The organism is Nocardia jejuensis NBRC 103114, assembly GCF_001613145.1.
Taxonomy (GTDB): Bacteria; Actinomycetota; Actinomycetes; order Mycobacteriales; family Mycobacteriaceae; genus Nocardia; species Nocardia jejuensis.
This window is the reverse complement of sequence record NZ_BDBU01000072.1, coordinates 13,666-29,495: the sequence shown is the minus strand read 5'-3', so window position 1 is coordinate 29,495 and position 15,830 is coordinate 13,666. Positions and strand designations below refer to the sequence as shown.

11 protein-coding genes are annotated in these 15,830 nt (G+C 64.0%); 4 read left to right on the top strand and 7 right to left on the bottom strand.

What is annotated here, in order from left to right:
* The 5 genes from NJ1_RS36365 to NJ1_RS36345 form a co-directional block, all read right to left on the bottom strand.
* On the bottom strand, positions 1-3,659 hold a 3,659-nt coding region (locus NJ1_RS36365; protein ID WP_157574596.1), incomplete at its 3' end, for a type I polyketide synthase.
* Positions 3,660-3,754: 95 nt separating this feature from the next.
* Positions 3,755-4,972 (bottom strand): cytochrome P450, encoded by a 1,218-nt coding sequence (locus NJ1_RS36360; protein ID WP_067704432.1) that lies wholly within the window; start codon positions 4,970-4,972, stop codon positions 3,755-3,757.
* A 180-nt stretch (positions 4,973-5,152) separates the two neighbouring features.
* Complete coding sequence (locus NJ1_RS36355) at positions 5,153-6,667, bottom strand: DHA2 family efflux MFS transporter permease subunit (protein WP_067704430.1); 1,515 nt, start codon at positions 6,665-6,667, stop codon at positions 5,153-5,155.
* A 61-nt stretch (positions 6,668-6,728) separates the two neighbouring features.
* Positions 6,729-7,568 (bottom strand): crotonase/enoyl-CoA hydratase family protein, encoded by an 840-nt coding sequence (locus NJ1_RS36350; protein WP_245717739.1) that lies wholly within the window; start codon positions 7,566-7,568, stop codon positions 6,729-6,731.
* A gap of 66 nt (positions 7,569-7,634) precedes the next feature.
* Positions 7,635-8,678, bottom strand: a complete 1,044-nt coding sequence (locus NJ1_RS36345; protein WP_084479224.1) for a winged helix-turn-helix domain-containing protein — start codon at positions 8,676-8,678, stop codon at positions 7,635-7,637.
* Between the two features lie 363 nt (positions 8,679-9,041).
* Between NJ1_RS36345 and NJ1_RS36340 the strand changes: the two genes are divergently transcribed.
* Positions 9,042-9,473 (top strand): helix-turn-helix transcriptional regulator, encoded by a 432-nt coding sequence (locus NJ1_RS36340; protein ID WP_067704428.1) that lies wholly within the window; start codon positions 9,042-9,044, stop codon positions 9,471-9,473.
* Between the two features lie 16 nt (positions 9,474-9,489).
* On the opposite strand, the gene NJ1_RS36335 is transcribed toward NJ1_RS36340, so the two are convergent.
* Both NJ1_RS36335 and NJ1_RS36330 read right to left on the bottom strand, forming a co-directional pair.
* Positions 9,490-10,515 carry a hypothetical protein gene (locus tag NJ1_RS36335; protein ID WP_157574594.1) on the bottom strand — a complete coding sequence of 342 codons (1,026 nt, stop codon included), beginning with the start codon at positions 10,513-10,515 and terminating at the stop codon, positions 9,490-9,492.
* Positions 10,516-10,520: 5 nt separating this feature from the next.
* Positions 10,521-10,919, bottom strand: a complete 399-nt coding sequence (locus NJ1_RS36330; protein ID WP_067704423.1) for a hypothetical protein — start codon at positions 10,917-10,919, stop codon at positions 10,521-10,523.
* 876 nt (positions 10,920-11,795) lie between these two features.
* Between NJ1_RS36330 and NJ1_RS36325 the strand changes: the two genes are divergently transcribed.
* The 3 genes from NJ1_RS36325 (at position 11,796) to NJ1_RS36315 (ending at position 15,775) form a co-directional block, all read left to right on the top strand.
* A complete protein-coding gene (locus NJ1_RS36325) occupies positions 11,796-12,803 on the top strand; it encodes a MutS-related protein (RefSeq protein ID WP_169813254.1) in 1,008 nt (335 codons plus the stop codon).
* A gap of 131 nt (positions 12,804-12,934) precedes the next feature.
* The gene (locus tag NJ1_RS36320) at positions 12,935-14,296 is read left to right on the top strand and encodes a MutS-related protein (RefSeq protein WP_169813253.1); all 1,362 of its coding nucleotides are present in this window, start codon (positions 12,935-12,937) and stop codon (positions 14,294-14,296) included.
* Between the two features lie 78 nt (positions 14,297-14,374).
* Positions 14,375-15,775 carry an NAD-dependent succinate-semialdehyde dehydrogenase gene (locus NJ1_RS36315; protein ID WP_084479222.1) on the top strand — a complete coding sequence of 467 codons (1,401 nt, stop codon included), beginning with the start codon at positions 14,375-14,377 and terminating at the stop codon, positions 15,773-15,775.
* The last annotated feature ends 55 nt before the right edge of the window (positions 15,776-15,830 follow it).

Genomic DNA, 15,830 nt, shown 5'->3' with positions numbered 1-15,830 from the left:
CGTTCGACAACCAGCACACCCACACCCTCGCCCCAGCCCGTCCCATCGGCCGAGGCCGAGAACGAACGGCATCGCCCATCCGGCGAAAGCCCTCCCTGCCGCGAGAACTCCACGAGCATCTCGGGAGTGCTCATCACCGTGGCGCCCCCGACGAGCGCGACCTCGCACTCGCCCGAGCGCAGCGCCTGCCCCGCCACATGCAATGCGACCAGCGACGAGGAGCACGCGGTGTCCAGGGTCACGGCCGGGCCTTCCAGACCCAGGGCATAGGAGACGCGACCGGACGCCACGCTCGCCGCGGCGGACGGAAGTCCGTTGATCGTGATGTCACCGGCCAGGGAGCCTCCATAGGACATGAGGCCGGTATAGACACCGGTATCGCTGCCTCGCAGCGAGTGCGGGTCGATCCCGGCGTCCTCCAGCGCTTCCCAGGACACCTCCAGCAGCAATCGCTGCTGAGGATCCATCCCGAGGGCTTCCCTGGGGCTGATATCGAAGAATTCGGCGTCGAAATCACCTGCGGCATTGAGGAATCCGCCAGAACGGGTGTAAGACCTACCACTCACACCGGGTTCCGGGTCGTACCATCGGCTAGCGTCCCAGCCACGGTCCGCCGGAAAATCCTCGATCCCGTCGATTTCCTGGTCGACCAGGTTCCACAGACTCGCCGGACCGTAGACTCCACCGGGGAAACGGCACGACATTCCGACTATTGCCAGCGGCTCGCCCGAATCTCCGCGCACCGCACTCGATGACGGGAGCACGGGTTCCGGCTCGGCGGCCAACTCGGACACCAGGAATCCAGCCAGCGCGTCGGGGGTCGGATGATCGAAGATCAGGCTGGACGGCAGGCGCAGGCCGGTCGCGGTGGAAAGCGCGTTGCGAAACCGCACCGCTGCGAGTGAATCGAACCCGAGCGCCTTGAACGACCTTCCCGCCGCAACCTCGTCTCCGGACTGGTACTCGAGCAGCACGGCGGCGTGCTGACGCACCACCTCGAGCAGCGCGGCGAATCTCTGCTCCTCACTCTGCCCGGCGGACAGGGGGTGAAACCCGGGTACGACGTGATCCTCTTGGGCAGGCGTGCTGTCGAACCAGAAGCGGCGGCGTTGAAACGCGTACGGCGGCAACGATATTTGACGCCCACCGCAGTTCGCCGTGAGGACAGACCAGTTCACCGTGCCGCCGGCGACGAACAATTCCGCCAGGCCCGCGACCAGCGCCGCCGGTCCGAGGCACTCACGCTGCGCGGTGGCCATCACCCGCGCCCGGTCCGGATCCACGCTCTGGGCGATCAGCGGTGCAACCGCCGCATCCGGACCTACTTCCAGGAAGCGGGTCACACCTGTCTCGGCCAATGTCGCCACCGCGTCGGCGAACAGCACCGGTCGGCGCACATGCTCCACCCAGTAGTCCACCTCCGCGTAACCAGCCGCGGCCGGCTGCCCGGTGAGGGTGGACACCACGGGAATCCGAGGCGGCGACACCGTGATTCCCGCGATCTCGGCCGCGAATCCCGCCACCATCGGCTCCATCAGCGCCGAATGAAACGCGTGCGATACCCGCAATCGCGTGGTCTTGCGACCCCTGCCGGTGAACACCGCGGCGATCGACTCCACCGCGTCGGCGCTTCCGGACACCACCACCGAGGCGGGTCCGTTCACTGCCGCCACACTCACCTCGGGCGAGAGGAATTCGCCGATCTCGTCCACATCGGCCTGGATCGCGACCATCGCCCCACCCGGTGGTAACGCCTGCATCGATCGGCCCCGGGCCACCACCAGCCGCGCCGCGTCCGACAGTGACAGGACCCCCGCCGCGTAGGCAGCGGCGATCTCACCCACGGAGTGACCCGCCACCGCGTCCACTGCGACATCCCACGACACCAGCAGGTGGTACAGCGCCGCCTCGATCGCGAACAGCGCAGGTTGCGCGTACTGCGTCGAATCCAGCAAAGCAGCGTCATCGCCCCACACGACCTCGCGCAGCGGACGATCCAGCCACCGATCCAGTTCGACGACCACGCGGTCGAACGCCTCGGCGAAGACCGGGAACGCCTCGGCGAGTTCGCGCCCCATGCCGAGTCGCTGCGCTCCCTGACCGGAGAACACCAAGGCGGTATCCCCTGAGATCGCTTGTCCGGTAACCACACCCGATCGAGGTCGCCCGGAACTGACCGCGTCCAGGCCGGCGATCAGCTCCGAGACTTCTGCACCCAATACGACGGCGCGATGATCGAAAACACTGCGCCGAGTCAGCGACGCCGCGACATCCGCGTGCGAGACCCCGGTCGCCGACACGAAAGCACCGAGCCGCTCGGCCTGGGCCGCCACCGCCGCGATGGTCTTTCCCGAGAATGCCCATGGCAGTATCGACGCAGGTGATACCCGCTGCGCCACAGCCGCTTCGGGCAGGGACCGCGACACTTCGGATGGTGAGGGCGCTTCGGCGAGAATCACATGCGCGTTCGTTCCGCCCATGCCGAAGGCACTGACCCCCGCGAGCCGAGGGCCTTGCTGCTGTTGCCATGGCTGCCGGGCGTCCACGACCCGCAATCGATCCATCGGCATGCCCGGATCGGCGGAGAGGTAGTTCAAGCTCGCGGGAATCGTCTGATTGCGCAGTGCCAGAGCCACTTTGAGCAGGCCGAGGATGCCGGCAGCCGCCTCGAGATGGCCGAGATTGGTTTTCACCGAACCGACCAGCAACGGCGTGTGGGGCGATCGTCCCGCTCCGTAGGCGGCCGCCAGTGCGGCCGCCTCGATGCGATCGCCGACCACTGTTCCGGTGCCGTGCAACTCGACGTACTGAACGTCGCCGAGATCGACTCTCGCCGCATCGCACGCCTGCCGGATCACCGATTCCTGCGCGGTGGCGCTGGGCACAGCGACCGACGGGGTCATTCCGTCGTTGTTCACCGCCGAGCCCCGGACGACGGCGAAGATCTCGTCCCCATCGACGAGGGCGTGCTCGAGCGGTTTGAGGGCGACCAGCGCGCCGCCCTCACCGCGCACCGTGCCATTGGCACGAGCGTCGAAGGCGTACACCCTGCCATCCGGCGAGACCGCGCCGAACTCGGACATGACCGTGGCTCCGAAGAGATCGAGGTTGAGTTGCACACCGCCGGCGAGGGCCACGGTGGATTCCCCGCGCCGCAGGCTCTCGCATGCCAGGTGCACCGCGACCAGAGACGAGGACTGCCCACTGTCGATCGACAGACTCGGACCGTGCCAGCCCATGAAATGCGATATGCGGTTGGCGATCAGGCTTCTGCCCAGTCCGGTCTTAGTGAAGCGATTGGGTGCATCGGCGCTCGCACGCGTGAGCCCCGCATAGTCATCTGCCATCACTCCGAGAAAGACACCGACGCCGGTCCCGCGAAGCGCGGAGGCCGAGAGCCGGCCGCTTTCACAGACCTCCCAACCCAGTTCCAACGCAAGTCGCTGCTGCGGGTCCATTCGGGTCGCTTCGGCCGGGGAGATGTCGAAGAACTCGGCGTCGAAGGACGCCACATCGTCCAACGCTCCGGCGTGGTGCCGACCTTCGTCCAGAAGGTTCCAGAGCATACGCGGATCGTCCGCACCCGGGACCCTGCAGGCTATTCCGACGATCGCGATGTCACCGCTCGTCCCCGCGTCGACGGCATTGGACTCGATCATGCTCCGAACTCCTCCCCGCCTCAGCGGGCGCACAGCTAACGACCTGCGCCTTCAGGAGGCTCACAGGCAAAAAGAACTGATGGTGACGTCCTCGATCAGACCGAGATCGGAAGAAACTCCGGGCCACGCAAATTGATTCGGCCGTTCCACCGGACGTCGCCGTCAGCGGCGAGATCATGGAATCTGTTCACCAGACCACCGATCGCCGCTTTTGCTTCCATTCGAGCAAGTGCCGATCCCAGACAGAAGCGCGACCCCGCCCCGAAGGACAGGTGTGCGCGAGCATTCTCACGTTCCACTTTCACCGCGTCCGCTGTTGTACCCCAGAAGTTTTCGTCGCGGTTCGCCGAGCCGATACTCAGTAGGACGAAAGAGCCGGGAGCAAGTTCCACCTCGCCGACTCGATACGGTTCCAGTGTAATTCTGCGCAGGAACTGCGTGGGTGTATCGAATCGCATCAATTCATCGACCGCATTATCGATCAACACCGGATCACGGCGCAGAAGTTCCAATTGATCCGGATGCTGAAGCAGCGCGTGCACGCCGTTCGCGATCATATTGACAGTGTTGTGGTAGCCCGCCAGATAGATGAGCTCCACCTGGGCGACGAGTTCGGCATCACTGAGCACATCGCCCTCGTCCTCGGCGACGATGAGCTCCGACATCAGATCATCGGCGGGATGCTTCCGCTTCCACGCGACAACCTCGGCGATGATCTGCGCCAGTTCCGCGTCGGCGGCGACTATCTCACGCATCGCGTCCGGAGCTATGCCCGGCTCGAACGAGCGAGCCAGGATGCCCGAGAGATCCCGGACTCGATCATGGTCGGTCTCCGGCATACCGAGCAGCTCGGAGATCACCTCGAACGGAAGCGGGAAAGCCAGATCCGCCACCACGTCCCCGCCTCCGGCCCGGCCGATCTCGTCGAGCTTCCCATCCACGAGAGACCGGATCTTGGAGTCCAGGCCGGCCACCGCTCGGGGCGTGAACGCCTTGGTCACCAGCTTTCGGAGCCTGGTGTGGTCGGGAGCGTCGCGATCGAGCATCGACAGACCGCCGAGGCGAGGAGTCATGACCTCGCCGTACAGCTGCTCGGTCATCTCGCGGTAGCGCCCATGACCAAGATTGTTCAAATCGACGGAGGCATCGGAACGCAACAGCGCGTGCACATCGGAATAGCGTGAGAGAAACCAGAATCCGAGGGCATGCTCATAGGCCGGAACCGCCGCACGGAGAGCGGCGTACTGCGGATACGGATTGTCTGTGAATCCGGGCGCAAAAGGATTGAAAGAAATTTCGGATACATCGGTCACGGTGAAACTCCTAGCGAAGAACCGTGTTGTTCTCGCTCAGCACGTTACCGCTCGAATCCAGTTGTGCACCAGACCAATTGGACTGCTTCGGCGTGTTCGAGCACCTGCGCTACTCGGGTTGAACAAGTGTGGCGCCACTCGAGAACGAGCGGCGCCACAGGGGAATTCCATCGACAATAGCTACGAGCCGTGCCTCACGGCCGATCGACGCGCCAGCATAATTGCCGGAACGAACGCAATGGCGATCAATATCAAACCGACTATATAAGTGTGCCCGAATGCCTCTCCCGCCTGGCGCAGCCCTGATTCTCTTTGCTCAGGACTCAGCGCCGGGCCTGGAGCACCCTGCGACAACCGCGCCGCGATGACGGCAGCGGCGAGCTCGTGCTGTTGGATCAGCTTGGTCAGCGTTATCGATATCGTGGCGGTGCCGATCGATCCGGCGACCTGATTGACGATGTTCATCAACGTCGACCCGCGAGCTGTCTGCTCGTGCGAAAGCGTCTGGAGCGCCGCGCCCATGGTCGGCATCATCGTGCATCCCAGCCCCGCGCCCATCACCAACTGACCGGCGATGATCTGCGCATACGGCGTATCCCAACCGATCTGAGTGAACGACGCCATCGCGATCGCGATCAGCACGACGCCGACCACGATGATCCGTCCCGCACCGATCCGATCGGTGAGCTTTCCCGCGAGCGGCATGGCGAGCATTGCCCCGATCCCCTGCGGGATCAGCAGCACGCCGGTGTGCAGGGGCGACTCGCCCCGCAACTGCAGATAGTAGGTCGGCATGAGCAGGGTGCAGCCGAAGAAGGCCGCGCCGAACAACAGCATGATCAGCGCCGCCAGCAACAACTGACGGTTCCGGAACAGGCTCAGGTCGATCAGAGGATGTGCGGCCCGGAGGGCATGCACCACGAAGCCGACCAGCAACAGGACACCGATACCGATCGGCACGAGCACCCTCACCGCAACCACGGTGCCCGCCGAGGGAATCGAGGAGAAGCCGAACAGGAGCAGACCCAGTCCCGGAGAAGCGAGCACCATCCCCAGGAAGTCGAAGGGTTCGCGGGTGGATGCGCCATCCCGGGGCAACACGAAGGCACCGGCCACGATGGCCAGCAGACCGACCGGGACGTTGATGAGGAAGATCCAGTGCCAGCTCGCCGAATCGATCAGCCAGCCACCCAGTATCGGACCGCAGATGGGACCGAGCAGCATCGGGATCCCGAGAATCGCCATCACCCGGCCGATCCGATCCGGGCCGGCGGCTCGCGTCAGAATCGTCATGCCCAACGGCATGATCATTCCGCCGCCACAGCCCTGCACCACGCGAAAGGCAATGAGTGACTCGATATTCCAGGCGACACTGCACAGCACCGAGCCAACGATGAACAGCGATAACGCGGCCAGGTAGAGCCGGCGCGCACCGAAACGATCAGCCGCCCATCCTGCGAGAGGAATCACCGCGGCCAGCGCCAGCGTGTAGGCGGTCATCGTCCACGCCGCGATCGCGTAGGAGGTGTGGAACTCGCGCTGGAAGGTGGACAGCGCGACGTTCACGACCGTCATGTCGAGGATGGCCATGATCGTGCCGAGCACGAGAACAAGGGCGATCTTCACGACGTTCGCATCCAACCCCCGCTCGGGGCCGATGGCAGGGTCTTTGTTCAACTCAACTGGTGAGGACACCGCGACAGTCTCCCATCGAACATTCAAACTGACTAGGGCGCTTCACTTTTCATCGCATCGGCTATTGTCCGGTGAATCTCGCCGGTCGGCCTTCGTCGAGTGCGCGCAGCGCCTCGGCCAGGTCCTGCGCGGGAAGAAATGCCGCGTTCCACGCCGCGACATACCTCAACCCCTCATCGACCCGGGCCACACGTGGATGCCCCAGCACCTCCTTGACCCCCTGCACCACCAGCGGTGGATTCGCGGCGATTTCCCGCGCGGTCGCGCGCGCGGCCCGAAGCGTCGAACGCTGGTCGGCGAGAACGTCGTTGACCAGCCCGATGGACAACGCCCGCTCCGCATCGATATCACGGCCGGTGAAGGCGAGTTCGCGCACGTGACCGTCTCCGATGATGCCGGGAAGCCGTTGCAGCGCACCGACATCCGCGACGATGGCGATCTTCGTCTCGCGCACACTGAACCGCGCGTCCGCGCACGCGTACCGGATGTCCGCCGCGGCGATGAGGTCGACGCCGCCTCCGAAGCACACCCCGTGAACCGCGGCGATCACCGGCTTTCGGCAGTCCGCGACCGCGTTGATGGACCGCTGCATTCGCACGATCTCCCGATGCAAATCCGTGCGTGCCGCGGCCAGGGCTCGATCACCGAGCACGACGTCGAACAACCCGCGCATCTCCGGAATGTCCAGCCCGACAGAGAAGTTAGGACCCGATCCCGCGATCACGACTGCACGCACAACCGGATCGGCGTCGAGCTCGGCGAAAACCTCGGGCAGTTCGCGCCAGAAATCCGGGCCCATGGCGTTGTGTTTGCCCGGTCCCAGCAACGTCACCTCCGCCACCGCGTCGGCCACCGTAACTTTCAGCGCACGTCGTTCGAGCGGGTCGACTTCCATGTCCATGACAGCATTTCTCCTGATAGGGACAACCATTCATCACGTCGCGACGACGCGGGTCATCGATGTGCGCTAACCGTTGGCCTGCGAGAGTCGACTGCTGAGCCTCGTCGGCCCCCCGGCCTCCAGCCGGACCGCCAACGCACTCCAGGATTCGGCATTCGCCCTGGCCAGTTTGGCCAGCGTTGCTCGGCAGTGCTCGGGCGCCTCCCCGGTCATGCGCACCCATTGATCCAGGTCGATCATCGAGTAGGCCAGGCTGCGCAGAAGCAGCCGCCCGCGTTCGTTGAACTTCAGTGCGGGATCGTTTCGCAGGTTCTGCAGCAACACCTGTTGGATCGGGATGGCGATCGCCCCGGGGTTCTCCATCGGTATTTCCGAGCCGTGCGCGTGTGGCCTCCCGGTATCCTGCGCGCGAGATGCGTTCGGGTCCAGCCGATCTCGGACCGCCTGCGGAATCGGGTGTTCGGAGCGCTTCAATCGTTCACGAACGTCGCGCACGGTCCCGGGTGAGATGCCGACGATCTTGGACACCTGCCGCAGGGACGCGTCGGGATTCTCCTTCAGGATCGCCGCGGCCGCCAGACGGCCTTCGGAGGTGTCGGTCGGTCGTACCCTGCCGTCCTTACCCAGCCGCGTGTGCGACTGCGCATTTTCCCCACTTGCACGACGCCGCTCGGTACTCACCGTCTTGTGCGACAGGCCCGTGGTCGCGGCGATCGAACGATCCGACCATTCGGGATGCGTCATCACGAGCCGGCCAGCGGCGGCCTTGCGCTCGGACAATGACAACGGAACTCCGTGCCGGACATTGACGTATACCGACAACGCGAACGCATCCTCACGACTGCCGTCGAAGAACCGCACGCCGATGCTGCGTTCGCACATCTCGACGGCCGCGAGGAGGCGTAAGTTGCCGTCGATGACGCCCATCGTCGGGCGATGCACGATGATCGGCGGCAAGGCGGTATCGGTTTCCATCAGGATCCGTATGTACTCCGCGCTGCGCTGGCCGCCGACCCGAGGCGACCTTCCGGGAACGATCAGGTGCACCGGCACCATCTCCACCGGACCAGATGCGATGTTGCTCAGCCATTCTCGTGTCGGGGACGACATCGGTTCACAGCCGAATCTCGATATATGTGCAGGCCGCCACAGTTCCACCTTTCGAAAACAACAGGAACTCGATGCGCATCGGCGCAATACAACTCAGTGCGCGTCAGCGCAAAACTACGGGGGCAGAAGGCATTTCATGCCTCCGCTCGGTACGAGCGGGGCCCACTCACGCCCCCGAAGTATGCCACAGCATATCTACGATGCTGTGGCATAAATTGGACTCGGTCACCAACTGTGCCCCAGCTCACAAACGCGCCACAAGGGCGCCTCGCCGCCATTACATGACAGGCGCGTCGTGGCCATAGCAGGTGTATGCTGTAGCATCCGCTCCACCACAACAGCGCCCCGTCGGCAAGGAGTGACATGGGCAGCACCCCCTTCTCCGACCGGGTCGAGTTCCTGTTCCGGACGATGCCCAACCCCGAAGGACGGCGGTATACCGCGGAGGAGATCGCACGACGCTCCACCGCACGCGGCTACCCGATCTCGACAGTGTATGTCGCGCAACTGCGTTCAGGTATCAAGCAGAACCCGTCGCTCAAACACGCGACAGGTCTCGCTGCGGCCTTCGGAATCGACATCCGATTCTTCACCGATGACGATGTATGGCGACGTGGCCAGCAAGAGATCGAATACCTGCGGTTGCGCAACACCCCGGGCCTCGATGCTGTGGCATTCCGCGCCACGGACCTGTCCCAGCAATCGCTGGCGTCGCTCATCGACTACATGAAGTTCCTGCGTGTCAAGGAGGGACTACCCGCCGACGCCCCGGAGCTACCCGAACCCCGCGTCTGAAGCCGGATTCCGTGCCCTATCGACGGAGTAGCTCTTCACGTCCGTAGCCCCTCACTCGAAAGTTCCGCGCGGCCGCGAGTTCGTAGCCGATGTGGTGGGCGCCGTCCTCCAGGGCCACGCGAATGGTCTCGTCGTCGAGGAGATTCTCGAACGCCAGCACCGGATCGTCTCGCTGCAACAGACGTAGCGAGTCACTGATCTCCACCAGCATATCGGTGACCCGCGTCTCGGCACGCCGGTTGCGCGCACTCCTGAATCGAACCTGCGGATACCTCGCGGTCAGCCAACCATGTAGCGGTGCAAGTTCTTCGAGGTAGAAGAAGGCAAGACGAGCACTGCGAAGGGAGCCCAGCACGACCGGACCGATCACCCCACACACCAGCAAAACGATAGTCATCAGCTGCAAACACAAGGTGACCCGCTGAGCCCACTCCGGAGGCATGCCCGGCCAGAAGACGGCAATGACGACCACCCAGAGCTCACACGCGGTGAATGTCAGCGCGGACCCCGCCAGCAAACTCAAAAAGCTTCGCCGCCAACGCCGTTCCTGCGCGGTAGCCCTCGCCGCCACCCTGGCCAGGGTGGCGACCGAGGGAACGACCGCCAACGCCTGAACAATCCAATACGCTTGCATCCCACCGCTGCCGGCGAACTCACGCGAGAACCCGACCCCGTGTGGCTGTTGCGACGATGTCGCGAACAAGTAGACCAGAACACCCAACACGCAACCGTAGAAGGCATAGATCGCCAGCAGCCGCCATCGAGCGGGTGGATCGGGCGACAGGTTGCAACGCCAATGCAGCGTCGTCGCCATGATCGCGAGGAGTACGCACAAATGGCCCGCCAGGTAGGCGCCATTGGTCCGGATGCCCCCCAATGCTTCCTCCGCGGCCGGGGTCTGCAGCAGAAAGCCCAGCGCAAGCAATGTCAACGCGGCCGCGGGAGTCCATCGCCCCCGCACTCCCTGAATCAGATGTTGGCGAACCAACGCCGCCACGCCGGCAAGAATCAGTACCGCTACTGCCGAATCGAACGCGACCATCACTGTCATCCGATACGAGAGCGCGGAAAGCCCAGCGCCGCAAGAAGTCCCGACGCACCGTTCGCCTCGACATCGCTCCAGAGGATTGCCTGAAGCGTCTTCCTGGCGAACGCCTCGGCCTCGTGCTCACTGTCGGTGTAGTACCCCGATCGGTACCGGACTCGCGTGAAATGCACGATCGCGGACGGATCGAGCACCGAGCACATCGCCTCGTCCGCGGCCAGCTGATAGTCGGCGCTCCCGTGCCCGAACAGGATATGTCCGGCCTCGTGCAGCACGGTGTTGATGCGGGCGACCTCCGGAAGATCGGCGTCGTATTCGATCAGATCACCGGATCCGAGCCGAAACCACCGACCCGCGACACCTGCGGGCAGGTCCGAACTCGCCTCGATTCTCACCGGCATCCCACTCTCGGCGGAGAGTATCGTTCCGAACGCGGGAAGGGTGAAGGGCTGCAAGCACGCGATCCGCCATTGCACTCTCCTGAGAGCACGTCGCGAGACACGACCGGCCGCATACGCATCGATTTCCGAGCCCTGGCCGACACCCCGCCCCCACAATCCGATAGCGGCCACCTCCTCGACCCGGATCCCGACTGCTGGACACAGTAGCATTCACCAGTACCCTGGGCGAGATGCCTGCGCCGGGTTCTATCTCGTTGCCGCAACGCATATCTCGTGTGTCCGAAATCGGACTCCGGCACTCGATCGAGCTCGCGCGTCGATGCCCCGGCAACAGCGCCGAGAACATGGGGAGGACGAACGATGCAGGCACCGAGTTTGCTGTGGCGCGATACCGACTGCCGGACGATCTCACGCCCCGAGCCGGGCATGATCGCGGATTTGAATCTCGATCAGGTCTTCGCCGCGATCGCGGGGCCCGGTCCGAACGAATCGATCGACCAGGTGCTGCGCTCACCTCTGCCGCACAGCAAGGATGTCGAGTTCCGGCAGCAGGTCTTCGAGGATCTCGCGTCGCCGGACCTGCGCGCGTTACTCGAGGCGTTCTCGCGATCGATGACGGATATCCGGGGCCGACTCGCCGAGCTGTCCACACTTCATCACGCGCTTCTGCAGAGCCGCCGTCGCCTTGGTCTGCTGCATTCCTACTGCCGCACCCTGCTCTCGCTCCACGAAGGGCTCAACGGAGTCCGCCTGAATTCCACGGCCCTGAGCGCATGGCGGCAGTATCTGCACGCCTACGTCACTCGCGAACAATTCGAAGAGCTCGTCTCATCGTGTGAGGACATCCTCGCCGACCTCGAGCGTGTTCGCTACAGCATGCGGATCGACGAGCATCGAATCATCCTCGAACACGCAACGGACGCACCGGACTACACGGCGATGATCGAGCGCCTGTTCACGCCGATCACGTCCGGTCTGGGTCCGCCCGCACCGCGTCGCCTCCCGACGGTCGCCAACGTTCACCCTGTCGAGGAACGCGTTCTCGACCAACTCGCTCGGCTCTTTCCCGGCCCCTTTCACAAGTTGACGGAGTACACCCGAGCCCTCGGAGATTTCATCGACCCGGCGATCGGCCGAGTCGGCGATGAGCTCGGCTTCTTCTTTGCGTATCTCCGGCTCGTCGACACGCTGGGCGGGCGCGGAATGGACTTCTGCCTCCCCGTGGTGACCGATTCCTTCGACGGCATTCGGGTGCAGGGCGCATTCGACATGGCACTCGCGACGAAGAATGTCGACTCGGGGACGATGCCCGTTGTCAACGACTATCAGCTCGTCGACGGCGAGCGCATCATCGTGGTCACCGGGCCGAATCAAGGTGGAAAGAGCACGTTCGCGCGAATGTTCGGCCAGGTGGCCTATCTCGCGTCATTGGGCTGCCCCGTCCCGGCCCGCCGAGCGAGAATAATGCTCCCGGACACCATCTCCACTCATTTCGAGCGGCGGGAGCACGCCTCGGACGCGGCCGGTAAACTTCAAAGCGAACTGATCGCCATCCATGAAACACTCGATTTCGCAACCGATCGGACTCTGATAATTCTCAACGAGAGTTTCAGTTCGACCGCCACCTCGGATGCTCAGCGGATCGGCGAACAAATTCTTCGCAAGATTTCTGACACGACATCGATCGCACTGTTCGTGACCTTTCTCGACGAACTGACGAGGATGGACGGAATCGTCAGTATGGTCGCCGGAGTCGGAGCCGACCCAACACTCCGAACTTTCAAAGTGGAGAGAAAACCAGCAGACGGCAGAGCGTACGCGGCGGCTCTCGCGAACCAATTCGACCTGACATACGAGGCCATCGTCGAGAGGGTGACGCGGTGAGGGTGAATCTCCTCGGTCCGGAGGCGTGGAGCCACGGTTCGGTCAGCGAAAACGGCGCATCCCTGGCCGATGATCTGGAGCTGTCGATCGTCTACGACGCGATGGCGGGTGGCGACCGGTTCATCCGTACCGTGGTCGCGGATCTGATGCCCAGATCATTGCTCGATCCGCAGGTCATCGCCTACCGGCAAGAGGTGGTCAGCGACAGTTGCGCACAGCCCGCAACCATCCGAGAGCTCTATTCCATCGTCAAGGACGCCACCGATATACGACGATGGACCGCCGGGCGCGATCGAGGTGCGCGCGGCAAGCTGTATCTGTCGCTCGAACCGCTCACCAAATTGATCAGTCACTTGCGTCGCTTGCGCGCCACACTCGATACCAACTCGTCCCTCTTCACATCGGCAGGCTTCCTAGGATTCACGAAAAATCTCGCCGATTTGTTCTCCGAAGAATACTTGACCGACATCGAACAATATATCCGCGCTCTGGAGTTCGAACACGGCTTCGAGGTGAGCGCGACACTCGGCGCCCACGGAGAAATTGTCGGCGCCGTTCTGCACGAACCACCGGCTCCGCCTCGACGCAGAAAAACCGTTTTCGCGCCCCGGGACCGGCACACGGTCGAGATCTCGCCGACAGACGAGAGCGCCAGAAAGTTCATCTCGCGTCTTGTCGGAAACTGCCTCGATCGCGTCGCGGATGTCGTCGCGCACGTCACGGAAGTGCTCGCCGGATTCTTTCAGGCCGCACGCACCGAGATGGCGTTCCTCGTCGGGTGCGTAAATCTCCACGAACACCTTCAATCTCGCCGATACCCCGTCTGCTACCCCCGGCCCCTTGGTCCGGACAGCGGTACCGGCTTCGATTTTCGATCCCTGCGCGACCCAGCCCTGTGCTTATCGCATCGATCGGCGATCGAAGGAAACTCGATCGACGGACGCGGACGACTGCTGACGGTCATCACGGGCGCGAACAGCGGCGGGAAATCGACATTCCTGCGCAGCCTCGGCACCGCCCAGCTGATGATGCAGGCGGGCATGTTCGTCGTTGCCGAAGCCTACGAAGCCGACATCCGGACCGGAATCTTCAGCCATTTCCGAGTCGACGAGGACGCCTCGATGACATACGGCAGGTTGAAAGAGGAACTGGTGCGGGTGCGGGACCTGACCGATCGGATCGGACCGGGATCCATGGTGCTGTGGAACGAACCGTTCGCCTCGACCAGCGAACGAGAAGCCACCGAGATACTGGCACCGATCACCGAAGCGCTGCTCGACTCGGGGGTGACGGTGATCGTGGTGACACACCTCTATGATTTCGCGGCAGCGCTCGCGCGGCGACAGCATGCGACCGACTTGTTCCTTCAGGCACAACGCCTACCCGATGGCACGAGGACATATCGCCTGGAGGTCGGTGCACCTGCGACAACGAGCCACGCCATGGACATCTACCGGCGAATCTTCGGCACCGAGAGCCAGCGGGTCGGGTAAGGCGTCGAGGGTTGGTGTTTGCCGATTCCGGCGAGGGATAACCGGTGAGGGCCGCAACCACGTCGAGAGGAATCATTCATGGCAATCGCGACGATCAACCCTGCCGACAATGTGACGGTCAAGGAATTCGACGAGTTCACCGAAACCCAGGTCGATGCGGCAATCGATGCCGCGGACACCGCCTACGCGTCGTGGCGCGCCACGACGAAATCCGAGCGCGCGGCGATTCTGGCCCGCGCCGCGCAACTGATGACCGATCGGGCGGATGAGCTCGCGCCATTGCTGACGCTGGAAATGGGCAAGTTGATCGGCGAGAGCAAGGGCGAGGTCGCGCTGGCTTCGTCGATTCTGAAGTACTACGCGGACAATGGCGAGGCGATGACCGCCGACGAGAGCATCGACGTTCCGGACGGTTCCGCCATCGTGCGCACCGTACCGATCGGCGCTCTACTCGGCGTGATGCCATGGAATTTTCCGCTGTACCAGGTTGTCCGCTTCGCGGCCCCGAATCTGTTGCTGGGCAACACGATTCTGATCAAGCACGCCAGTAACTGCCCGCAATCCGCGCTGGCGCTCGAGCAGTTGTTCGCCGATGCGGGCGCGCCGAGGGGTGTGTACACGAACCTGTTCGTCTCCGGGGCGAAGATCGCGCGCATCATCGACAACCCCAAGATCAAGGGCGTATCCCTGACCGGCAGCGAGGCCGCCGGAGCCAGTGTGGGCGAGCAGGCCGGCAAGAACCTCAAGAAGTCGGTGCTCGAACTCGGTGGCAGCGACCCGTTCATCGTCCTGGACGATGGCGGCGACTTCGAGCGCCTGATCGAGGGCGCCGCCACCGGGCGCATGGCCAACACCGGTCAGAGCTGCGTGGCGGCCAAGCGCTTCTTCGTCCAGCCGAACCTGTACGACCGCTTCGTCGGCGGGCTCGCCAAGGCGTTCGCAGACCTCGAGCCGGGAGATCCGCAGAACGAGGCCACCACGCTGGGTCCGCTGTCCTCGGAGCAAGCCGCGAAGGATCTCGCGGAAATCGTGCAGGACGCCCTCGACCGGGGAGCGACCGCGCAGGTCGGCGGTCACCGAGTCGATCGCCCCGGCGCGTACTTCGAGGCGACCGTGCTGACCGGCGTCACCGAGGACATGCGCGCGTTCAGCGAGGAACTGTTCGGCCCGGTCGCCGTGGTCTACGCGGTCACCGACGCCGATGACGCCGTGGCCAGAGCCAATGCCTCGAGCTTCGGACTGGGAGCCACCGTCTTCTCGGGCGATATCGACGCCGCGCACGCGGTCGCGGACCGCCTCGACAGCGGCATGGTGTGGATCAACCACCCCACCGGAACCGCCCCCGAACTGCCTTTCGGCGGCGTCAAGCGCTCGGGTTTCGGTCGCGAACTCTCGCACTTCGGCATGGGAGAGTTCGCCAACCACAAGCTCATTCGCACCGTCCCCAAGGAGTCGAAGATCGCGGGTGCGGGCGGCTAGGTCCCATTCGCCGAGACGAATTCACACCACTCCCCGAACGGCACAGCGCCCGCGT

Bases quoted from the DNA above. Each gene is read 5' to 3' on its own strand.
- NJ1_RS36350 (WP_245717739.1), bottom strand. From the start codon at position 7,568: ATGGACATGGAAGTCGACCCGCTCGAACGACGTGCGCTGAAAGTTACG.
- NJ1_RS36345 (WP_084479224.1), bottom strand. From the start codon at position 8,678: ATGTCGTCCCCGACACGAGAATGGCTGAGCAACATCGCATCTGGTCCG.
- NJ1_RS36340 (WP_067704428.1), top strand. From the start codon at position 9,042: ATGGGCAGCACCCCCTTCTCCGACCGGGTCGAGTTCCTGTTCCGGACG.
- NJ1_RS36335 (WP_157574594.1), bottom strand. From the start codon at position 10,515: ATGGTCGCGTTCGATTCGGCAGTAGCGGTACTGATTCTTGCCGGCGTG.
- NJ1_RS36330 (WP_067704423.1), bottom strand. From the start codon at position 10,919: ATGCCGGTGAGAATCGAGGCGAGTTCGGACCTGCCCGCAGGTGTCGCG.
- NJ1_RS36325 (WP_169813254.1), top strand. From the start codon at position 11,796: ATGCGGATCGACGAGCATCGAATCATCCTCGAACACGCAACGGACGCA.
- NJ1_RS36315 (WP_084479222.1), top strand. From the start codon at position 14,375: ATGGCAATCGCGACGATCAACCCTGCCGACAATGTGACGGTCAAGGAA.